General features: G+C 37.6%; 23 protein-coding genes and 2 other RNA genes. 14 read left to right on the top strand and 11 right to left on the bottom strand.

Annotated features, from left to right (window positions below; all coding sequences use genetic code 11):
• Nucleotides 1-14: 14 nt before the first annotated feature.
• The 4 genes from H0184_RS16430 to H0184_RS16445 form a co-directional block, all read right to left on the bottom strand.
• Complete coding sequence (locus tag H0184_RS16430) at nt 15-761, bottom strand: sulfite exporter TauE/SafE family protein (RefSeq protein ID WP_221827200.1); 747 nt, start codon at nt 759-761, stop codon at nt 15-17.
• A 237-nt stretch (nt 762-998) separates the two neighbouring features.
• Nucleotides 999-1,232 (bottom strand): acyl carrier protein, encoded by a 234-nt coding sequence (gene acpP / locus H0184_RS16435; protein WP_221827077.1) that lies wholly within the window; start codon nt 1,230-1,232, stop codon nt 999-1,001.
• 181 nt (nt 1,233-1,413) lie between these two features.
• Nucleotides 1,414-1,677 (bottom strand): DUF3006 family protein, encoded by a 264-nt coding sequence (locus tag H0184_RS28100; protein ID WP_221827201.1) that lies wholly within the window; start codon nt 1,675-1,677, stop codon nt 1,414-1,416.
• 4 nt (nt 1,678-1,681) lie between these two features.
• Nucleotides 1,682-2,905 carry an MBL fold metallo-hydrolase gene (locus H0184_RS16445; protein ID WP_221827078.1) on the bottom strand — a complete coding sequence of 408 codons (1,224 nt, stop codon included), beginning with the start codon at nt 2,903-2,905 and terminating at the stop codon, nt 1,682-1,684.
• A 94-nt stretch (nt 2,906-2,999) separates the two neighbouring features.
• Here H0184_RS16445 and H0184_RS16450 point away from each other — a divergent pair, with 94 nt between their 5' ends.
• Nucleotides 3,000-3,452 carry a GNAT family N-acetyltransferase gene (locus H0184_RS16450; RefSeq protein ID WP_221827079.1) on the top strand — a complete coding sequence of 151 codons (453 nt, stop codon included), beginning with the start codon at nt 3,000-3,002 and terminating at the stop codon, nt 3,450-3,452.
• Between the two features lie 70 nt (nt 3,453-3,522).
• Here the strand turns inward: H0184_RS16450 and H0184_RS16455 are convergent, their stop codons facing one another.
• Complete coding sequence (locus tag H0184_RS16455; protein WP_221827080.1) at nt 3,523-4,344, bottom strand: EcsC family protein; 822 nt, start codon at nt 4,342-4,344, stop codon at nt 3,523-3,525.
• Between the two features lie 549 nt (nt 4,345-4,893).
• Here H0184_RS16455 and helD point away from each other — a divergent pair.
• A complete protein-coding gene (helD, locus tag H0184_RS16460; protein WP_313771779.1) occupies nt 4,894-7,215 on the top strand; it encodes an RNA polymerase recycling motor HelD in 2,322 nt (773 codons plus the stop codon).
• Nucleotides 7,216-7,302: 87 nt separating this feature from the next.
• Here helD and ffs read toward each other — a convergent pair.
• Nucleotides 7,303-7,568, bottom strand: an RNA gene (gene ffs / locus H0184_RS16465) — signal recognition particle sRNA large type.
• A 54-nt stretch (nt 7,569-7,622) separates the two neighbouring features.
• Nucleotides 7,623-8,010, bottom strand: an RNA gene (rnpB, locus tag H0184_RS16470) — RNase P RNA component class B.
• A gap of 189 nt (nt 8,011-8,199) precedes the next feature.
• On the opposite strand from rnpB, the gene H0184_RS16475 reads away from it, so the two are divergent.
• Both H0184_RS16475 and H0184_RS16480 read left to right on the top strand, forming a co-directional pair.
• Complete coding sequence (locus H0184_RS16475) at nt 8,200-8,574, top strand: DoxX family protein (protein WP_221827081.1); 375 nt, start codon at nt 8,200-8,202, stop codon at nt 8,572-8,574.
• A 152-nt stretch (nt 8,575-8,726) separates the two neighbouring features.
• Nucleotides 8,727-9,215 carry a GNAT family N-acetyltransferase gene (locus H0184_RS16480; protein WP_221827082.1) on the top strand — a complete coding sequence of 163 codons (489 nt, stop codon included), beginning with the start codon at nt 8,727-8,729 and terminating at the stop codon, nt 9,213-9,215.
• 402 nt (nt 9,216-9,617) lie between these two features.
• On the opposite strand, the gene H0184_RS16485 is transcribed toward H0184_RS16480, so the two are convergent.
• Complete coding sequence (locus tag H0184_RS16485; protein ID WP_260631608.1) at nt 9,618-9,752, bottom strand: YjcZ family sporulation protein; 135 nt, start codon at nt 9,750-9,752, stop codon at nt 9,618-9,620.
• A gap of 151 nt (nt 9,753-9,903) precedes the next feature.
• Between H0184_RS16485 and H0184_RS16490 the strand changes: the two genes are divergently transcribed.
• From H0184_RS16490 to H0184_RS16510, 5 genes are all read left to right on the top strand, one after another.
• Nucleotides 9,904-10,668, top strand: a complete 765-nt coding sequence (locus H0184_RS16490; protein ID WP_221827083.1) for an NUDIX domain-containing protein — start codon at nt 9,904-9,906, stop codon at nt 10,666-10,668.
• Between the two features lie 24 nt (nt 10,669-10,692).
• On the top strand, nt 10,693-11,388 hold the full coding sequence (gene pnuC / locus H0184_RS16495) for a nicotinamide riboside transporter PnuC (protein WP_221827084.1): 696 nt from the start codon (nt 10,693-10,695) through the stop codon (nt 11,386-11,388).
• Nucleotides 11,389-12,408 carry a multifunctional transcriptional regulator/nicotinamide-nucleotide adenylyltransferase/ribosylnicotinamide kinase NadR gene (gene nadR / locus H0184_RS16500; protein WP_221827085.1) on the top strand — a complete coding sequence of 340 codons (1,020 nt, stop codon included), beginning with the start codon at nt 11,389-11,391 and terminating at the stop codon, nt 12,406-12,408.
• Between the two features lie 105 nt (nt 12,409-12,513).
• The gene (locus H0184_RS16505) at nt 12,514-14,352 is read left to right on the top strand and encodes a S9 family peptidase (protein WP_221827086.1); all 1,839 of its coding nucleotides are present in this window, start codon (nt 12,514-12,516) and stop codon (nt 14,350-14,352) included.
• A gap of 2 nt (nt 14,353-14,354) precedes the next feature.
• Nucleotides 14,355-14,558, top strand: a complete 204-nt coding sequence (locus H0184_RS16510; RefSeq protein WP_221827087.1) for a nucleic acid-binding protein — start codon at nt 14,355-14,357, stop codon at nt 14,556-14,558.
• A gap of 78 nt (nt 14,559-14,636) precedes the next feature.
• Here H0184_RS16510 and H0184_RS16515 read toward each other — a convergent pair whose 3' ends face one another.
• Genes H0184_RS16515 through H0184_RS16525 form a run of 3 tightly spaced genes read right to left on the bottom strand, consistent with a single transcriptional unit; the run spans nt 14,637 to nt 15,673 of the window.
• On the bottom strand, nt 14,637-14,909 hold the full coding sequence (locus tag H0184_RS16515) for a hypothetical protein (protein WP_221827088.1): 273 nt from the start codon (nt 14,907-14,909) through the stop codon (nt 14,637-14,639).
• A 3-nt stretch (nt 14,910-14,912) separates the two neighbouring features.
• Nucleotides 14,913-15,302, bottom strand: coding sequence for an SHOCT-like domain-containing protein (locus H0184_RS16520; RefSeq protein ID WP_221827089.1), 390 nt, complete (start codon nt 15,300-15,302; stop codon nt 14,913-14,915).
• A complete protein-coding gene (locus H0184_RS16525; protein ID WP_221827090.1) occupies nt 15,302-15,673 on the bottom strand; it encodes a DUF2089 domain-containing protein in 372 nt (123 codons plus the stop codon). The genes H0184_RS16520 and H0184_RS16525 overlap by 1 nt, the downstream gene beginning before the upstream one ends.
• A gap of 322 nt (nt 15,674-15,995) precedes the next feature.
• Between H0184_RS16525 and H0184_RS16530 the strand changes: the two genes are divergently transcribed.
• The 5 genes from H0184_RS16530 to H0184_RS16550 all read left to right on the top strand — a co-directional run bounded on the left by H0184_RS16530 (nt 15,996) and on the right by H0184_RS16550 (nt 22,219).
• Nucleotides 15,996-17,489, top strand: a complete 1,494-nt coding sequence (locus H0184_RS16530; RefSeq protein ID WP_221827091.1) for a carboxylesterase/lipase family protein — start codon at nt 15,996-15,998, stop codon at nt 17,487-17,489.
• A gap of 198 nt (nt 17,490-17,687) precedes the next feature.
• Nucleotides 17,688-18,659, top strand: a complete 972-nt coding sequence (locus H0184_RS16535) for an alpha/beta hydrolase (RefSeq protein ID WP_221827092.1) — start codon at nt 17,688-17,690, stop codon at nt 18,657-18,659.
• A 221-nt stretch (nt 18,660-18,880) separates the two neighbouring features.
• Nucleotides 18,881-19,732: a DegV family protein gene (locus H0184_RS16540; RefSeq protein ID WP_221827093.1), complete on the top strand. Its 852-nt coding sequence runs from the start codon at nt 18,881-18,883 to the stop codon at nt 19,730-19,732.
• Nucleotides 19,733-19,798: 66 nt separating this feature from the next.
• Nucleotides 19,799-20,461, top strand: a complete 663-nt coding sequence (locus H0184_RS16545; protein WP_221827094.1) for an HAD family hydrolase — start codon at nt 19,799-19,801, stop codon at nt 20,459-20,461.
• A gap of 783 nt (nt 20,462-21,244) precedes the next feature.
• Nucleotides 21,245-22,219 carry an NAD(P)H-dependent flavin oxidoreductase gene (locus H0184_RS16550; RefSeq protein ID WP_221827095.1) on the top strand — a complete coding sequence of 325 codons (975 nt, stop codon included), beginning with the start codon at nt 21,245-21,247 and terminating at the stop codon, nt 22,217-22,219.
• Nucleotides 22,220-22,247: the final 28 nt, after the last annotated feature.

Genomic DNA, 22,247 nt, shown 5'->3' on the forward strand with positions numbered 1-22,247 from the left:
GAACGGTTACTTTTTTAAATAATGATAAGTCTTAATGCTCCGATCAAAGCAAATGCAAGAATCAGTGTTTGAAAAACTTTCTGTGGAATGTGCGGGACCACTTTGATTCCAATAAATGCTCCTATTAAAATAGTAGGAATTAACCACATATTAAATGTAATAGAATCAAAAGTAATTAAACCTAAACTAATATAAAATGGTACTTTAATTAAATTTACAAACATGAAAAACCAGGCTCCAGTCCCAACAAACTCATTCTTCGGTAAGCCTTTCATTAATAAATAAATGGCCATGACACCGCCGGCAGCATTGCCGATCATCGTGGTAAACCCAGCTAATATACCCATAGAGACAGTAAACCATAAGGACTTAGGCAGGACCTTGGTAAATGTTTCTCCTAATCTCTCACGACTGACATGCAAGATAATCAGTGCTAATACAATTACGCCGATTAATGGTTTTAATTGATCGCTGTTGATTTGATTAAGGACAAAGTAACCAAAGATAATTCCGATTAATACCCATGGAATCAATGAAATGAGGTATTTCCAAACCACACTTCTTCGGTAAAAAATGACTGCAAACAAGTCTCCGACGATAAGCATCGGTAATAGAATTCCAATAGATTCTTTCGCTGGAAAAACGTACATTAAGATTGTGGCAACGAGTATGCCCATGCTGGAAACACCAGTCTTTGTAAACCCGATAAAAACAGTACTTAAAATAACAACTAACCATTCGATGTAGGATAATTCAAAAATGACGTATCACCTCGATTAAATAATTCTCTATACTATTTTAAAGCAGAAAAGGATTATTTTCTATGATTAGTTTTTGGGATAAGGGCATTTACTATCGCAGCAGAACATCGAATCTTGGAAAATGGAAAAAGGGGGCATTAATAAGAGTGGTTTTGGAGTATTTAAACTAGCGGATGCCTTCTGCGATACGTCACATGGCATTACAGTGGTCGCTTGCTTGGGCTATCCGCTTCATTATTATTTACGATTGCTTTCGATATAGTTTACAACATCACCGACCGTCTGAAGTGTTGCTGCAACCTTGTCATTAATTTCAATCGCGAATTCATCTTCAATTTCCATCGTCAAATCCACCATATCGAGTGAATCCGCTTCGAGGTCATCTTTAAAGGATGATTCCGGTTTAATGATCTCCATTTTGACGCCAAGCTGGTCTGCGATAAGAGGTTTTAACTTTTCAAATGTGGTCATAATGATCCCTCCAAAGTAGTTCATACACATCATTATACCAATCTAATTCAGAACGTAAAAGATTATATATTTCCCATATTAGATAAGCATTGTACCAATCAGTTGATATGGAAAAAGTACTAGGATTCTACAATAAAGAAAACTCGCCATCACAAAATGGCGAGTTGATTCTATCGTAAATTTAGTTCTTTTTAAATTTACTTCCTTTACTGGTAGAACGAAGCTTGGCTATCATGTTATCGACTTTTTCCTGTTCAGAAAAAGTGGTCTGTTCGTCCAATTTCAAGGAAGTGATTTTATCATCTTCAATCGTAAGCTCAAAGTAAGAATGTACCTCGCTGCCCTGGGGCAGGCTGGTTTTTGGAATGATGAATTCCTTTTTTATTTCCTCAACTAAAATAACAGCAAATTGATTATCTTCAATTCTGTCTAAATAACCTTTAATGGTTTTAACCTCCTACACAAGCAAGTCCTTGAGTTTTAATATCCGCAATCCTTGCAGGTCCAATACCTTTAATTCTCCCTAAATCATCAACGGAGCTAAAAGGTCTTAATTGAATTAAATCCTGTGCACGCGCGGCACCAATGTGCATGATTTCTTGTAATTGCTCTATGGTTGCTGTATTTACGTCAATGCAATTGCCAGCGATTGGTGCAGACGGCACTTCAACTTTCGCTTCATCTTTTGCTGTACTTCCGCTGCTAGGGGGTGTAATGGTTCCGTCTTTTTTCGTAAGTACTTTATAGTCTTTTCCATCTGTTTCTACCAGTACCGTACCATGAACATCTGTCCCATAAAGCTGAATCTTCGAGTCTTGAACAAGATTGACGACTTCCTCATGAGGATGACCATATGTATTATTCAAACCAGCACTATAAATGGCAACCTTCGGATTTACTTCCTTAAGAAAGGCTGGGTGAGTGGAGGTGGAGGAGCCGTGATGCCCAAGTTTTAAAATGTCAGCTTTTACATCAATTCCGCTCTGGAGCATTTTTAACTCATCTTCTGTTGTGGCATCTCCTGTTAAAACAAACGTAACACTTCCATAGGTCAGTTTAAACGAAATGGACTCTTCATTGTCATGTTCGCTAATGGTTTTTGGGTATAAAACATCAATCTTGAGGGGTCCAACTTCAAACCGGTCACCCATTCTTGGTTCATAGTAATCCACTTTTTTAGAATCAATTGCCGCTAATAGCCTTTGAAAGGTTTGGGAAGGGTTCGTATTGCCGGATAACCATACTTCGCCAACATTAAAGATGTTAATCACTTTATCCAACTGCCCAATGTGATCTGCGTCCGGGTGGGTCCCGACGGCAATATCAATCTGTGAAACATTTTGAGCCTTAAGATAGTTAACAACTTCTTCTCCCGTCCAGTTTCCGGCGTCAATTAAAATCGTAAAGTCTTCACCCTTGTCGGCATATTGAAGTAAGGTCGAATCACCTTGCCCGACATCTATGAAGTGGACCTTTAGCCCTGATAAATCTGAAGGAGACACCTTGCCTTCTTCACTCTCTTTTGTCTCTGGAGGAGGCAAGGACTTTTGTGTTGTGTTTTCTTCTCGCTCTGTAATATCCGTTTTATTTGGATTGACCTGTTCTTGTCCACATCCACTTAGAAATAGAATGATAATAAAGCTATATAGCGCAAAAAGGTAACGTTTTTGCATTCAATTCCCCCTTTTCACCTATTAGCTTATCACAAATCAACCATTTTCAGACAACTCTAGTTTAAGTTAGTTTAGAGAAGGGAAGGGTAGGCACATGTTTATTTTAAAATTGAAGAAGAGCGATATTAAAAATGCTCTTGATTTAGTTTGGAGTGTTTTTCTAGAATATGAAGCACCTGATTACTCATCCCAGGGCATTGAGGAATTTAAGAAATTCATTGCCTGCGATTCAATGATGGAGCAATTTGAAAGAGAAGAGATATCTTTTTGGGGGTGTAAAGGTAATAACGAATTAGCAGGGGTCATAGCAACAAGAGGAAGCAATCACATTTGCCTGCTGTTTGTGAAAAAAGAATTTCATAGAAGAGGGATAGCGAAACGTTTATTCCAAGAAGTCGTTAATAATCAGAACCCTCTTAACACAATAACTGTAAACTCATCTCCTTATGCAGTAGAAGTTTATCATCGACTTGGCTTTGTAGACACAGACATAGAGCAGAACATGAATGGAATGAGATTTACACCAATGGTTTACAAATTAAAGTAGCTCAGAACAATGCATAAAAAGGAACACGGACGATAGAAGCCGTATAGCTTCTTGTCCGAGTTCCCTTTGCTTAATTCTGACCAGATTCTATGGGTTGTAATCTCTCCATGATTCTCCGTTTTCGGTATAACATTTTTCCGGCTTCTGCAACGTCATTGATGGATGAGCGATTGATAAAAGCACCAAATATCATTCCCGCAATCGGAATCATTTGAAATAGTTTTTTCCAGCCAAAGGAATCGCGATAGGTGGTCACCACTTCACGCCATCCTTGTAATTGGGAAATCATCTGCTGGTTTTGGCTGCCTTGATGAAAGGAAGATAGATCTTCTAATATCGCTTTTTTTCCTACAATATCAGAGGAAGTAAACTGCAGACACTTTACAATAAAAATTCTCTCAGCTTTGTCTTTTGGGTCATACCCGTAACATAGAGAAATCTCTTGCAGTACTTTAAGGGACAATCCTAATAAAACAGGTATATCAACAGCGAGTGTAAAGAGACCGCCAATCCCCGTTGTTGCTCCTTGAACTGTAGCGATTTTTGTTCTTGAATTTGCGATTTCATCCGCAATTTCATCCATTTTAGCTAGTGGGACCTGCTCACGGAGTTTAAGGCGAATCTCGTCTGATGATGTTTCATTTGTAGTAAACTTTTTTAAAATTGTATCTTCTTTTACTAAATATTGGCCGCCAGTCTGAATATAGTTCCCTAACTCATCAATAGCCAGGCCGATTTTATCCTGAATGAATTTCGGTGTAAGCTTATCTAGCAGCATGAATGGCAAACGGCCAATCTTCTCCCAAAACCATAAATCCTTTTGCTCGTTCTCCCAAACCTCAATCTTTTTCAATTCTTCTTTTAAAAAATCTTCTGATTCAACATTTATCAAAAAAGGTCACTCCGTTTTCATCATTTTCTTATTTTTATATACGGGAATAAATGATATTAGTTTCAACCTTATTATATCTTTTTAAAGAACTGTTTTTTGTAAAGAAGAAACAAGACATAAATTCGGCGACTGAGGGTTTGTCTGATAGTGGAATATTTTTAGCGAAAGGTAAATATTTATATAAAAACAAAAGTGTCCCTATAGTGCTTCTAGGAGGGAGTTAAGTCTTTGAAAGGTAATCGTAATCGAAATGTACAAATGGCCATATTCGTTCTCATAGGCATACTAGTCATCCTTATTATTCACGCGATTCTTCATATTAAGATACACATTGTATATAGTACGAGTGTGGGCTCGATTCTTTTAATTGGACTGATTATTTTTTTGATAGTTTTATTATATTTTCAAGGTTAAAAACAGTTGAAATATTGTCATTTCACTTTTTAAATGGTAAAATATAGCTCCACTGTGAATGTAAACATCTGCAATAAACTGTAGATGTTTCTTTTTGTGCCTGTTGGGTTGTGAATATATAGTAGGGAGAGGTGAGTGTTTAAGAGAATGAGTTCAAAAAAACGGATATCCGTTCATAAACACAAAGATTATCAATCAGAGGTAGAGCGCTTAGAGTTTACAAAGGAATACATAAAAAGTGTTTTGGAAATGTCAAAGGGCAATAAAGAACAGTTTGTTGAGAATTTAAAGGAAGCCTTTGCTGACCTTGATACTTCAGATAGTAGTTTAAGCTACATGACCCTCTTAACAAATGCCCAGTATTTAGAACTAGCACAAAGTGAACTTGAGAGGTTAGAGAGTGTCATAGGCAAACCCTATTTTTCTAGAATCAATTTTACTAGCAGCGGTGATACCAAAGAAGAGATCTTATACATTGGGAAAGCATCATTGTTCGATCGTGTGAACCAGATTCCCATTATTGTTGATTGGCGTTCACCTATTGCAAATGTATACTATGACGGACGCCTAGGGGAGGTAACCTATGACGCCTATGGCGAAACGCAAAGTGGTTATTTATCACTGAAGAGGCAGTATGAAATTGAGGAAGGACTGTTAAAAGAAATTCGAGATATTGATTTAACCACCCATGATGAGCTGTTACAAAAATCGCTGGGAGGCAAGGCTGATAACCGCTTGACAGAAATTGTGGCGACTATCCAAAATGAGCAAAATGAAGTGATTCGCGCTTCACTAAAACACCCCATCATCGTACAAGGAGCTGCAGGCAGTGGAAAAACCACTATAGCACTCCATCGCATATCCTACTTTTTATACTCTTCTGGATATCGATTTCCTCCAGAAAAATTAATGATTCTAGCACCAAATAAATTGTTCATCGACTATATTTCCGCTGTTTTACCTGATTTAGGAGTAAACAAGATTAAACAAACTACTTATATTGAATTTATGAGAAAAGCTTTAGGGAAGAAAATAAATCTATTTTCTCCTACTTCAAAGTTAATGGCCCTGATTAATGGGAAAGAAAATTCAAAATGGATACAATGGGTTTCAAGTTATAAAGGATCCCTGGAATTCAAGGTGTTAATCGACGCCTATTTGAAGGATATTGAATTAAAATTGGCACCTTCACAGGATTTTATGATTGAAAAGTCTCTTTTAATGAGAGGACAGAAAATCCAAAGACTCTTTTTAAAAGAATTTAACTATTTACCGATTTACAAGAGGTTGGATAAGATAAAAAGCTTATTAGCCAATGATGTTAGAATGAAAAAATCGATCATGCTCTCTAAAATTAATACGAAATATGATGAAGCCTTAGATAAAGCGTTATATACCCGCAGGCTGGATTCAGAGAAGAGAAAAGAAAAAGTTGTCTACATCATGGATACAAAAGCAAAAAGAATCAGTATGATTGAACAGGAGTCGAAGGTAGCGGTAAAAAATTATTTGGACCCTTTTGTGAAAAAAGATATTTTTACTCTGTACAACGAACTGATGACCTCACCCGAACTTCTTCAAAAATATTCAGGTACGTTATCAGAAAAAGAATGCCGATCTTTAAGTAAATATTGTCAAAGAATTTTTAATAAAAAAGCGCTAGAACTAGAGGATTTAGCTCCGTTATTTTACATGAAGGCAAAACTTGAAGGAATAGACGAAAAATATAAAATGAAGAGTGTTTTCATTGATGAGGCACAGGATTACAGCTATTTTCAATTTGCCGCTCTCAAAGAAGGCTTTGAGACGGAATTGTTTACGATTGTTGGCGATTTAGCCCAAGGAATTCATTCGTACAGAGGATTGAATAGCTGGGAGCCGCTAGTTCAGGAAGTATTCCCGAATGCCAATTACCATTCTCTACAAAAGAGTTATCGAACCACAGTCGAGATTATGCAATTGGCTAATGATATTCTATCAATTATGAATAAAGATTTGCCTATTGTAGAACCAGTGATTCGGCATGGAAACAAACCACGTTTTACGAAAATTGACCCAGCCAATCTGCAGCAGGTCAGAGAGACCCTTGAACAGGATATCCACTTACTTAAAGAGGAAGAACTGAACTCGATTGCGATTATTGGAAGAACCGACAGTGAATGTGTGAGAATACATGAGATGTTAGAAAATAGTAATCTTCCCATTCAGCTTTTAGAAGAAAAAGAAGACATGAAAAAGGGAAGTGTAGTGATACTGCCATCCTACCTGTCAAAAGGATTGGAGTTTGACGCCGTACTGATTCTCACCTTAGAGGAAGCGTATAGTGAGGAAGAGCTAGATGTTAAATTGTTATATGTCGCAATGACGAGGCCGATGCATGTATTGTATTTATACGGGAAAAATCAATCAGATTTACTATTAAATAGAGTCAGTAGTGAACATTTTAGTTTACAGTAAATAAGAAAAGTGCCAGGCACCATCCAATAAATTGGTTGGTGCCTGGCACTTTGTACTATTTTTCATTTCATTTATTCATTAGTTAAACCGTGCACCTGACATGGATAAGAGCATCCAAGCGTTACTTGTAATAGTTAGCTCAAACTAGGCTGCCCAACGGCACATAGAAGTGTCTACTTATGGCTGCTTCCTTCCGGACCTGACCCGATTCGTAGGAATCTATTGCGTTGGACCTAATTGTCAACACTACTTTTCACAAGGCAGACCATACATACTCAAACCAAAGGCAGGTTTTCGACCCCGCTATGGCGGAAATGCGGGTTAAGGGACCGCCAACTCCCAGTCTAGCACGGTATGTATAGGCTAGACTTTCGCTTATGTTTGTTTGTAGTACCGGCGCATAAAATGGCTGTAAGCCAGGTTCTGTTCCTGCGTGCTTCAAACGATGCCAATCTCGCACAACAGGAGTAATCATATAACTATCAGTCAAAAAGATGACCGATCCATCACTTTGGTTCATTTTCCCGCATGATGGTGCCCCTACCATAGTTTGGGTTGCTCGCTCGTGGGGTTTACCCGTTCCATTTCTTCCGTTTCCAGAAGAATTCGTCACTGTGGCACTTTCAGGGTACTTTGAGCATATCCATGAAGGACTTAGCATCATTTCCCCGCCGTCAGCAGTATAAACTGCTGCCCACCTTTGCAGATGGCACGAACACTCCGGGCATCTCAGCACCGGGCGAGCCTGGACTTTCCTCAACTCATGTAAAACATGAGCCGCGATTACTCACCATTTCATGGTTGTTTCTCTCGACTACGGTAATAAATATATCATCTTAAAGGGACATTGGTCATTAGGAGAGTAGTCCCATAGGTGGAATAAATAGGATAATGTATAATGTTAAAAAAAGACGGAATATTCTCATAAATATACGTATATATGTATAGAGTAAGGAATCAACCTAATGAAAGGATGATGTCTGAATGGATTGGCTGTGGCTGGTTGGTCGGGCAGTATTTGGTCTTTATTTTGCTTATTCTGGTCTAAATCATTTCATCCAATTTCAAGGTTTGAAGCAGTATGCATCCTATAAGGGGGTACCAGCACCAGGATTATCTGTAGTGGTGTCCGGACTAATGCTCCTCGCCGGGGGATTAAGTATCTTAACGGCATATTGGATTGAATGGGGACTGTATTTAATTGTAATATTCCTCGTTCTTTCAGCATTCATCATGCATAATTTCTGGAAGGAAACCGATCAGAATGCAAAAGTAGGCGAGATGAATCAATTCCTAAAAAACATTGCATTAGCGGCTGCTGCTTTAATGTTACTGTCTATTACTAACTGGACTTGGTAATTAACTAATATGAGATTTATAAGTGCCAACACTGAAATGAATGTCCAGTGTCTGGCACTTTTTTAATGCATAATAAAGGTACAAAGAATAATCAGTAAGTGGTCTGTGATAAAATTTTATAATAGGAAAGAATATAGAAAAGAGGGTCGATTATGAATTGGTCTGTTAGAGAATTGGAAATGAAGGATGTTCCGATATTATTGGATTGGTATAACAACGAAGATTTACATTACATAGCTAATGCCAAAAAGTTTAAACCTTATACATTAGATCAACTAACAAACTATTGGCGCGAAAAATTATCCCGGTCTAACGCAAAGTATTATGTAATTCTCGTAGATGAAAGAGTGATCGGAAGAGTGGGATTAAAAAAGAAGGGGAATAGTGTTGAATTTTCAATTTTAATCGGTGATGCTGCCTTATACTCAAAAGGTTTAGGGACCGAGGTAACAAGGTATTTTATCTCTGGTGCATTGCGAGAACCTGATGTTACATCTATATACTTAGGGGTTAGAGTAGATAATCTTCGAGCCATTCGGTGCTATGAAAAAGCCGGGTTTCAGGTAACGAATGAATTTTATGAAAATCACATCAAAATGTACGAGATGGAAATAGATAAAATCAGTAGTACTGATCTATAAAGAAAAAACTCACTTAAATATTAATTTTAGTTACAAGTAAATAAGCGGAGAATTTCCGGTTAGATGTAAAATGGAGCTTGTTACGGGGTATATAAGCGGAGAATTTCCGACTATGCAGAGGAAATTCCACCATTATCACGCTTTTCGAGCCAATAAACGGAATACCTCCGGTTATTTATTCTTTTTTTATTTTAAATTACGAATTAAGCGGAATTATTCCGTTTATTTATCCAATGAGGTTTACCTGTGATTTGAGAAAATCGAAAGTACCAAATAAATAAAGAAAAGACGTATGCCAATTCATACGTCAATCACTTAATTATGAAGCACCCGAAAACGAAACACTAGGAAAATAAACCTCTTATAAATTTTCATTAGTTATTATCTGTTCCCCATGGGCTTTTAGCCACAATAACTGCCGCTGCTGTAACACTCATCATCATAATTCCAAAAAACCGCTCCGATTATAATTAACAAGATAAACAATATTACCACTAAAGGTAAGCTTAAACTTACTCCATATTCTGAACTCATCATGAGAACCTCCTTTTTTCTGGGAAGAATACATCCTATGATATTTGCCTATTTTTTGATACAAATGTCAGAAAGTTCTTGACGAAAAACAAATACTGGAATATATTTTAATTAACGATTAACAAATTGTTAATTAAAGGAGTGAGAAAAGGAAATGAAAAATAAATTTACAACCCCCGATGGATATACCAGTGATATAGCTGTCTTTACCATCACATCCGAAAGCAATGGTGAGTATAAACCGCCGATAAAAAAATTAAAGATCATGTTGATTAAACGAAGTGAACTGGACCATGAAGGCAATCCAAATAGTGAAGCAGGAAAGTGGGCCTTACCAGGAGGCTTTGTTCGTCCAAACGAAACAGCTTTTCAAGCAGCAGAACGTAAGCTATTAGAAGAAACGGGAGTAGACGGGCTGCGAATTAAACATTTTGGCGTCTATGATTCCCCGAATCGAGACAAAAGAGGCTGGATTATTTCGAATGCTCATTATGTCATTGCTAATGAAGCAGCATTAAAAAAACGTCAAACCACCTATGACGCTTCTGATATCCAACTATTTACAATCAATAAAGCACTCGAACTCGATCTTGCCTTTGACCATCGAACCATTATCGATGATGCCCTATGGTTCATCAAGAAGGATATGGCACTCACAACCCTAGCCAAGCACTTTCTTCCCAAGGAGTTTGTCCTTTCAGAGCTGCAAGGTGTTTTATTAACGGTATTAGATGACCCATCCATTTCATCAGATGCAGCTTTTTTTAGAAAAGCACCCACTCTGCCATTTATTGAAGCGGTAACGGAAAACGGTAAGCCAAAGAAATCAAATGCTTATTCCAAAACTCCGGCACAGCTTTATCGGTTTACTGATTTTCAGCCCATCGTTTCCGTGTACAAAAATAAGTTAAAGGGGTAAAAAACAAAAAGGGGAGAGATACAAATGGGGATATGGAAGAACTGGACTAAATTTGAGATAAGCTGGCTGTTTACTTTTACAATGGTGAACATTTATCTTTTCTTCGCCTGGAGTGATTCACTGATTGGATTGGTTTCATCTATAAGCGGCATGCTTTGTGTGGTGTTAGTGGCGAAGGGGAAAATCGCTAACTATTATTTCGGGATTGTTCAAACATTAACATATGCTTACATTGCGTATGGCTATGGACTATACGGAGAAGTCATGTTGAATGCTCTGTTTTACTTTCCTATTCAGTTTATCGGAATTTATTTGTGGAAAAAGAACAAAAGTGACCAGGTTGTTAAAGGTGAAGATGTTAAAGTGAAAAGTCTAACAAAAACAGGCTGGTTATACACAGTGTTATCGATTCTGATTCTAACGATAGGTTATGGATTATTCTTGAAATTTTTAGGCGGCAATTTTGTTTGGAATGATGCTGCCACCAATGTTCTATCCATTGCGGCACAAATATTGATGTTAAAACGATTTGCGGAACAATGGCTTCTTTGGATCGCAGTCAATGTTTTATCGATTACCCTTTGGCTAAGTGCACTCATTTCACAAGGCGGAAATGACTTATCGATGTTAGTCATGTGGTCTGCTTTCTTAGTTAACAGTATCTATGGTTATGTAAACTGGCGGAAATTGTATCAAAAACAAAGTCATGAGGTGGTTTAAATGAGTGTTGGTTTTATTGGAGGCAAATTTTTGCCCCTGCATCAGGGACATGTGTATGCAATCATTCATGCTTCATCGATGGTTGATGAACTGTATGTTGTGTTGTCACACAGTCAAATCCGCGACAAAGAATTGTGTAAAGGTCCCAAAATGGACTATATTCCACCTCATATTCGGCTGCGCTGGCTGTCACAATTAACAAGAGATATGCCGCATGTAAAAGTAATATCCATTGAGGATTATGAAGGAAATGATGATTATGACTGGAACCAAGGAGCCCAGTTAATCCAACAGGCTATTGGGAAGCCTATCGATTATGTTTTTAGTTCGGAGTTTGACTATAATGGTATTTTTAGAGAACTATATCCAGATTCAAAGCATTTCATGATTGATCCAGAGCGCACTCATGTTACAATCTCGGCTACCGCCATTCGTAATGAAGGGGTATACCGTCATTGGGAATTTATACCCGACTTTGTTAAGCCTTATTTTATAAAAAAGGTTGTGGTGGTTGGGACGGAAAGCTGTGGAAAATCAACCCTCACAAAAAACCTCGCCAAAATATACAATACAGCGTATGTAGAGGAATACGGACGGACGGTATGTGAAGAGCTGGGAGGCTGCGAGGGAATAATGGTGAAGGAAGACTATCAGAAAATTGCTTATGGCCATAAAATGAAAGAAATTGAGGCAATTGAAAAAGCAAATAAAGTTGTTTTCATTGATACAGAAGTTATTGTAACCCAGTTCTACTCACACCTCTATAATGAAGAACACCAGCCTGTTCTCGATGAGATTGCTAAATTACAAGAATATGATCTTTGGCTCTACCTTGAACCCGATGTGAAATGGGTAGATGACGGCCTGCGGGTGCACGGGGAGGATGACGTTAGAGCCCAAAACAATCAGCACCTAAAGGCATTACTAGAAAAACATAGGATTACCTATAAAGTTTTGAACGGTGACTATGTTAATAGACTTAAAGGGGCAATCGATTCTATTGATCTATTAGTAAAGTAAACAATGAAACCTTTAAATGGGGAGTGTGGTAAAATCTCTCCCTTTTTAAAGGTTTTTTATATTTAATCTCGAATATAGATAAAAACTGTAAAGGAGGTAGAATCGTTGTCAAAAGATACGCAGGATACAAAGGGAAAGAAATATACAATTGAACAATTTATCAATACGGAGTCTATTATTTCGAACTCCATCTCTTTCGATGAAAAATACGTTTTATTCTCTAGTGATAAAAGTGGAATCTATAATGCTTACATCGTTTCGTTAGAAGATAATAGCCAGCAACAAGTTACTTTTTCACGTACAAATGCAGTCCATGCTATTTCATTTTTTCCAAACGACCATCGTTTTTTATTTTTAAGTGATCAAAGCGGAAATGAAATCTTACATATTTACGTGCAAAATGAAATTGGTGAAAGTGTTGACTTAACGCCTGAAGAAAACGCCCGTGCAGAATTTTATCACTGGAGTCAGGACCAGAAAAGCTTTTACTATGGATCCAATAAAAGGAATCCAAGCTTTATGGATGTTTATGAACTCAATATTGATACATACGAATCAACCTGTATTTTTACAAATGATGAAGGATATGAATTTGGAGCAGTTTCACCTAATAAGCGATATATAGCTTTAGGGAAAGTGAACAATGCGAATGACTCTGACATTTATTTGTATGACAGAAGTCAGTGTCAAGTATCTCATCTAACGGTCCATGAAGGTGATAGTAACTTTATTCCGCAATCCTTCAGTGGAGATTCTCAGTATCTTTATTATTTAAGTAATGAGAATCATGAATTTCAAGTATTGAAAAAAGTTCACATGGATACAAAACAATCAATCGAAGTGGTAAAAGGAAATGGTGATATCACCTCTTCGTTCTTTTCCAGTAAGGATAACTATCTGGTTTACACCATTAACTATGATGCCAAAACAGAAGTGAAAATCATCAATCTTTCTGCCAGCCAACAGCTTGAATTGCCGTTACTGCCTGAGGGGCAAATGGTGAATGTAAGGCTTTCTCAAAGCGAGGAAGTAATGACATTTTTGTTTAATACCTCAAACGAACCATCGAACTTGTATAGCTATCATCTTTTATCCGAAAAATTAAAGAAGCTTTCTGATACCTTAAATCCAGAGATTGATTCAGAGGATTTAACTCAGGCTGAAATTATCACCTATCCGTCATTTGATGGATTGGAAATACCTGCGATATATTATAAACCTGTAATACAAGCAGGGGAAAAGGTGCCATCACTAGTGTATGTTCATGGGGGTCCGGGTGGACAGTCTAGATTGCAATATAATCCATTATTTCAATATTTGGCGAATCATGGATATGCGATCATAGCTGTTAATAACAGAGGCAGCTCCGGGTATGGAAAGTCATTCTTTCGTGCTGCAGATTTAAAACACGGGGAAGTGGACTTGGAGGATTGCATTCAAGCAAAAAACTTCCTTCAAGAACAAGATTATATAGATGACGACAAAATCGGCATTATGGGTGGAAGTTACGGTGGTTTTATGGTGCTTGCCGCGCTAGCGTTTAGACCGGAAGAGTTTAAGGCAGGAGTGGACATTTTTGGTGTCTCCAATTGGGAGCGAACGTTAAAGAGCATCCCATCCTGGTGGGAGAATATAAGAGAGGCGCTTTATAAAAAAATGGGGAATCCTTATACACAACCTGAATATGTTCGCAGTATTTCACCATTGTTCCATGCCGATAAAATAAATAAACCACTTATTGTGCTGCAAGGTGCAAACGATCCTCGAGTGCTTAAGGTAGAATCGGATGAAATTGTAGCTGCACTAGAGAAAAATAACGTACCTGTGGAATATGTCGTTTTTCCTGATGAGGGACATGATTTTAAGAAGAAGGAAAACAAAATAAACGGATATAAGGCTATTCTTAATTTTTTGGAAAAACATTTACCTAAAAAGGGGATTTAATCATGAAAAGGATTTGCAATCAATGCCAAACTGAGATGATAAATGATTGTAAAGTAAGTGTTGAATACGATGTGAATGGAATTTCGATTAGTCAAAAGCGTAAAGGACTATTCAATAGTATTTCTGCTAAGACTAAAGCATCTGTATGTCCAAATTGTGGTAATGTAGCACTCTATATTGATGAGTACACAAAATTTATTAAATAATTACATATTCAGCGAATGAGAGCTTTAACGAAAATAGCAATAAAAAACGCTCAATCTTTGAGCGTTTTTAAAATTATATTAAAGCTTTACTTCTACCTCAGTTCCATCCTTCAATTTCGTTTCAACAAGGGTCACACCACTGTGCTTAGAAAGTTCCTGCAGCAACGGCTTCATATCTTTCCTTTCAATTTGCGGGAAGATGAATTTGGTGCTGCCATCCTTCTCAATGGCTTTATTTAATAAGGAAGTAATTCTCTTTGATGTAATAATTAAACTACCCAAACGTAAAACAGCATAGGGAACTGGAATAGAGAAGCGTATATCCTTTGTTTTTACCTTGACTTTTAACATAAACTATTCAATCACCACAAAAACTTTATCCCCATTGGCCGAGGTGATGTTAACAATCTCTCCATCCAATTCGTTTTCAATAGCCTCAATGAGCAGGTCAACGTTGATATCTTTGACATATTTTTCTGCCTCAGGTATTTTTTCAGCAATATTGGTGCCTACTTTTAAAACAGCCTTTACCAGATTAATTGGTAAATTCACATTAACATTATCACCTTCTTCGGAGGTCACTCGAATCTTTAACATTTTATTTCCATAGGGGGCTTCTTTTTTCGTTGTCACTAGCTCTGGCTGATCTTTACCTTGTAAAATAGTAATTAATTCGCTTGCTTTTTCCTTATCAATTTTACCTTCTTCTACCAGCGTTAAGACTCTTGAAATTTCGTCTTTCATTATTCTTCCCCCTCTTTTAATAGCTGAATGGCTTTATCAGCTGTAATTTCTCCTTTTTCTAATAACGACACAATTTTTTTCTTATCCACTTCCGGTTTCTTTTGAGAGGAATATCCCAGCGCAGAGATAATTTCATCTAATTTTCCTCTGACAGTCGGATAGGAAATTCCGAGCTCCTTCTCGACCTCTTTGATATTTCCACGGCATTTAAGAAAAATCTCAATAAAATGCAGCTGTTCCTGACCGAGAGCAGCCAGTTTTGAAACTTCAAATTCATTTTCCACCGTTGTCTGGCAATGGTTACAGTGTAGTTTCGTAATTTTAAGTGCCTTATTGCAAACAGGACAATTAGTGAGTAAAGGATATGCCATACCGTTCTCCTTTCTTTTTATTTAACCATATCATACACTATAACTTTACATTTTCAAATAAATTCTTAGAATTATTTATTAAAATTTATAATTTTATTCAATAAGTTAATTCCTTTATTAAATAATTTAATTATTGACTATATAAATTAAAGTTGAAGACAGACTAATAGAGAGTCTGTTTGGTTTTCAAGAGATTATTACGAAAGATTTATTTGTAAATAACAGGAAAAGTAACACCCTTGGTAGAATACTTTTAGATAGCACCATAGAAGGTTTTTGTTATTGCTGCTAGTAACCTTATATATTGAGAGGAGAAGGGAAAGTGAGTAAAACAATTGTTGAAAGCGCTTACGGTAAACTACAAGGTGAACAAATCGGTGGTGTATTTACCTGGAAGGGGATTCCATACGCAAAGCCTCCTGCTGGAGATTTGCGGTTTTGTGCTCCAGAGCTTCCGGAATCATGGGAAGGAATCCGTGATGCAACTTCATTCTCACCAGTCGCTCCGCAATCACAACGAGAGATAATGGAGTTTTTTGGTAATGATATCTCGAATATGAGTGAGGATTGTCTTTACCTAAACGTGTGGTCGCCAGGAGCAGATGATAAAAAACGTCCTGTAATGGTTTGGATTCACGGCGGTGCTTTTGTTTCTGGTTCAGGGTCGAGCAGTTGGTATGACGGTACTTCATTTGCTGCAGAAGGTGATGTTGTCGTTGTTACGATTAATTACAGGCTGGGGATATTGGGCTTTCTTCACCTTGGTGAATTAGGCGGCGGGGAGTATGCGACATCTGGAAATTGCGGCATTCAGGATCAAGTCGCTGCCTTGCAATGGGTGCAGGAGAATATTGCATCGTTTGGCGGTGATCCAAATAATGTAACCATTTTTGGTGAGTCTGCAGGAGCAATGAGCATTGGTGTGCTGCTTGGATTCCCTTCTGCTCAAGGTCTTTTTCATAAAGCGATCTTACAAAGTGGGGCGGCAGCAAATGTACATTCCTCGGAAAAAGCTACAAAAATTGCAGGTCATATTTTAGAGACTTTACAAGTAGAACCAACGAATCTATCAAAATTAGCAGAATTGCCAGTGGAACAGTTAATTCAAGCGGCAGACCTCGTTCCACCGATGAGCTTAGGGCCTGTGATTGATGGAATCTCATTGCCAAAACACCCAGAAGACGCGATAGCAGAAGGTTCCGCTAAGGATATCACAATCTTAATCGGTACCAACAAAGATGAATACAATATTTTCAGTGCATTTGACCCTGAGTGGAAAAACGCAGATGAGAGTAAGGTTACCAAGATTTTTGAAAAAACCTTTGGACCAATGGTACAGCTGATTTCAACTTACCTCGGAGGGAACAAGCCGCTATCCCAAGAACTTTATAACAAACTACTAACCATGAGTGTCTTTACATATCCTGCACAAAAATTATCCGAGCTGCAGGTGAAACAAGGTGCTTCTGTTTGGATGTATCGATTTGATTGGGAAACACCGGTATTTGGCGGCGTACTTAAATCAACGCACGCTTTAGAAATTCCATTTGTCTTTAATACATTAAATACGCCAAATACGGAAAATTTCACAGGGTCTTCTCCAGACCGACAATTGGTAGCAGGTCAGATGCATCAGGCATGGATCAACTTTGCCCATAAGAGTAATCCAAATACTGAAAATCTTCCTGAATGGCAGCAGTATAACCTGAATGAGCGCTCAACCATGATTTTCAACATAGAAAGTTCAGTTGAAAACGATCCAAACAGTAAGGAACGGATTATTTGGGAACAGGCAGCAATGATGATGAAATCCTAACGTTCCAAATCTAATTGAATCGATTAAAGTGCCTGGCACCAACATGGCACTTTTTTTTGTTCCGATGTCATGATTTGATATCCCTAATTTAAAAATTTCCACTTTAGTTCTGATTTGAATTATAATATATTAATATATTAGTTTCATTGCTTAACAATGGAATAAGACATTCTAATTAGAGAATAGTAGATAAGGGGAATGAAGTTGAAGAAGAGATTTACGAGAATAAGTATTGCTGTTGTTCTGATTTTTATCATCGGAATGGGGGTTGCTGGAAATTACTTCTATAATGTCGGTATCAATCGCAGCCAAGATGGACCTGACCTTCACGGAGGCGGCAGCTCTGCGGCAGCTGCCAGCATAGAGGGCTCAGAGGAACAACAGAAAAAAGTAGCACAGTTAATGAAATGGACAGAACAGCAGGAATTTGAAATGGTTCAAATAAAATCATATGATGGCTTAACATTAATAGGCCGCTTTTTGAAAAACCCTGATTCTAACGGCAAAGTGGTCATTTTGGCACATGGGTATAAGGGCAGCGGTGAACAAATGCCGTGGATTACAAAGGATTACTTTGACCTAGGATATGATGTTTTAAAGCCCGATGCCAGAGGGCATGGCATGAGTGAAGGGGACTATATTGGCTACAGATGGCATGACCGCAAGGATTATGTCGACTGGATTGACTTTTTGATAAAAGAAAAGAAAGAGAATAGTATTTTCCTTCACGGATTTTCTATGGGGGCAGCAACTGTCCTCATGACATCAGGTGAAAAACTCCCTGAAGAAGTAAAGGGAATTATTGCAGATAGCGGTTATACAACCGTTAAGGCAGAGTTGTCTCATCAATTAAAATATCTCTACAACCTTCCAGCTTTTCCACTTATGGAAGTAACAAGTGTTATCACGAATATTAGAGCGGGATATACCTTTGAAGAAGCTTCTGCAATAGAGAGTGTTAAGAAGAACAAACTTCCGTTGTTTATTATTCATGGTGACCAGGATGAGCTCGTTCCAACTGAAATGGCCAATGAAATTTATAATGCTGCTTCAAGTGAAAAAGACTTATGGATTGTAAAAGGTGCAGGTCACACCGAAGCCTATACCGTTGCAGAAGAAGAATACAAGAATAGATTACAAGTGTTTCTAGATACTGCCGCTGGCGAGTAATGTCTAAACGTGTCCTAGGCATGTCCTTATAGAGGCGTAATTGAATATCAAGTCAGAAAAAGCCGACTCTCCTTCCATGAAACACCAAAAGAGAGTCGGCCTTTTTTATCAAAATATTTCTTTCTGGAATTTTGTAGTCTACCCATCTTTTTCATGTATAGTAGAGTAGAAGAAAGATAATACCAATTGTATCGGCTTATAATGTAAAGGTGGAGATATTGATGAGAAGAATTATACTGACAACTGAGAGTGGAGCAGATTTACCGAGCGATTTAGCTGATACACATCATGTGCAGGTGGTCCCAATGCATGTAATCATGGATGGAAAGGATTATTTAGATGGGTCCTTGCCTGTAATGGACATTTATGATTACTACGACACTACAAAGAAAATCCCCTCTACAACGTCCACCAATTCACATGAATATCTTGAATTCTTTACCAAGATTAAAAATGATAACCCTGATTGTATCATTGTGCATATTGGTTATACCTCAAAGGCATCTTCTTCCTTCCAAAATGCCATCATCGCAACGGAGGATTTAAAAGATATTTTTCTCATTGATGCTTTAAACGTAACGGGAGGATTAACAGCTATAGTGATGTACGCGGTTAACCTGTTAGAAAAAGAACCTTTGATTGATCCTGGACTTTTAGTGGAGAAGATAAAATCTGTGGTTCCAAAATCGAGACTGGCATTTGTTCCCGGGAGCTTAGAATTTTTAAGAGCAGGAGGACGAGTCAGTAATCTTGCATATCTTGGAGGGGCTTTGTTAAAAATAAAGCCGCGTATTGAATTGGTGGATGGAAATCTTGTTTCAACCAAAAAGTATCGTGGAAAAATGGATGTCGTCTCAGAAAAACTGATGCAAGATTATCTCACTCAGTACGACATTGATAGAGACCAACTTTATCTAATATACTCTATCGGACTTGATGAAAGCATCAAGCAGGGGATGGAAGATACTGCAAGAGAATTTGGCTTCAAAAATGTCAAATGGATTCAAGCAGGTGCCATGATTTCTACTCATGCTGGACCTGGAGGATTCGGAATTGCAGGTATAGAGGTTTAGGAAACTTATATCGCATGGAGAGTATAATTGAATTGTGAAAAATGAATGATAGGAAAGGCTGGTAATATGAAGGTTGCTATTTTTGATTTTGATGGAACATTATTCCCTGAGGAGACTTTTCCGCTGTTGATGAGACATTTAAAGAAACATCCGATCCATTTTCAAAAGTATCGGAAATTTTTCCTGAGGATCCTGCCGGTTTATTTAGCATACAAATGCAAACTTTACCCCGAACAAAAAATGAAAGAGTACTCCATGTGGGCGTATATTTCCTCTTTTGGCTCGAGCTCAAAAACTGAAATAGAGCAGTTTTTTTCTCAAATTGGCGGGATCATGAGTCAAAACCTGAGTGATAGTATGTTACATAGGTTAGAACAACATAAAAAAGAGGGTTACTATACTATGCTGGTCTCAGGAGCATACGAACCGCTCCTAAATTCCGTTACGGAGGATGTCACCTTTGATTGTATCATTGGAAGCAGTATACCGTATGAGGATGAAAAACTAAGAAAGAATGCTGCCATAAACTATATTTACGGGGAAAGAAAAACTGATTTTATTACTAAGCATCTTTCTAACATGAAAGTGGATTGGCAAAATAGCTTTGCTTATGGAGACAGCTACAGTGATTTAAATGTTCTTGAACTAGTCGGAAATCCTGTAGCTGTCAATCCTGAACCACGTTTATTAGAAATTGCTAATCATCACAAATGGGAAATTATTTCGTAGCGAATGAACATTCTCGTATAGAAGAAAAACAGAGACAAATCACAAAAAATTTCACACTATCATTCACATTATATTTCTCAGTTAAAAAAGGGCTTAGAGTTGAAATTTTCTCTAAGCCCTTTTCGAATTCTTTTCTAATACATGTGAAATTTCAAATTTGTGGAACTTTTATAGTTTTTTCTTTTTGTCCCACCAAATAAAAAAAAAAACATAGAGCATACCAAGTAAAAAATAGTTTTGAATCATTAGAGGAAGAAGTGTATTCAGTATCCATAAATTAATGCCATTAGTTAGAATTGAAGGGAAGGGTGATAAAATGAGATATAGTAATGTATAGACAATCATCCCTCTTTTCCTATTCCCTATCTTTCTTTCAATTACCTCCCCTATAAAAAGTGGTAAATAAAAAAATTTGTTTATTTGTGCATTATTAATAATTCTCAACCCCTGTAAATATTATCAACTTATTATTTTCCCATTTATTTTACTCATCTGCTTCATCAGCAAAAGTTCTTCTTTTCACATACTCTTCAATATCCAATAATTTCATTTTAACATAAATATCCAACACTCTTTGTATTTTCAATACAAGTATATTTTCCTATGTGTTATACAATGTTTGCAGCTCTAAAGTAAACCCGCTGCCTTTTAAAGGGTTGGCATTTTTCATACCACTATTTTGTAATAATTTTTCCAAATAATAAAGGAAGGTAATCATTCGATATAGAATTTAACTAGTAATAGTTTCGCAAGCGAAAAGTAGAATGGAGGAAAGTAGTACATATGTCAAAGATTCCTGCAATCCTAAACAAGTTGAGAATCCCGGTTATCGGTTCACCTCTTTTTATTATTAGTAATCCAAAGTTAGTCATCGAGCAATGCAAGGCAGGGATTGTGGGTTCTATGCCTGCACTAAATGCCAGACCAGCCTCACAGCTTGATGAATGGCTAGCAGAAATTACAGAAGAACTGGCTTCGTACAATGCACAAAATCCGGATTCTCCAGCCGCACCATTTGCAATTAATCAAATTGTCCATAAGACCAATGATCGTCTTGAACATGATATGGAATTGTGTGTGAAATACAAAGTTCCTATCATCATAACCTCACTTGGAGCACGTGAAGAAATCAATGTCGCAGCACATAGCTATGGTGGAATAGTGTTCCACGATGTGATTAATAACAAGTTTGCACACAAAGCCATTGATAAAGGAGCAGATTGTTTGATAGCGGTTGCTGCAGGGGCGGGCGGACATGCAGGTGATAAGAGCCCGTTTGCTCTGATTCAGGAAATTCGTCAGTGGTTTGATGGACCATTAGCTTTGTCAGGATCAATCGCAAACGGAAATGCGATTCTTGCAGCGCAGGCCATCGGTGCTGATTTTGCTTATATTGGCTCGCCATTCATTGCCACGCACGAGGCTAGGGCTGCACAAGAATATAAGCAAGCCATTGTTGAATCTACCTCAGATGATGTGGTAAATAGCAATTTATTTACAGGTGTACATGGCAATTATCTCGCACCATCCATACGAGCTGCAGGCTTGGATCCAAACGCACTTCCAGAAAGTGACCCATCAAAAATGAACTTCGGAGGCAGTGGATCGGCGAAGGCTTGGAAGGATATTTGGGGAAGCGGGCAGGGAATAGGAGTAGTTAGTGAGGTCACGACAACAGCTGAGTATGTGGAAAAGCTTCATAAAGAGTATAGCGCTGCGAGAGAAAGAGTTATTAAAGCCAGTGCTGAATTCGTTTAATGGTGTGGAAATATAGATTAGGACTTTT

The organism is Neobacillus niacini, from assembly GCF_019749295.1.
Taxonomy (GTDB): domain Bacteria; phylum Bacillota; class Bacilli; order Bacillales; family Cytobacillaceae; genus Neobacillus; species Neobacillus niacini_D.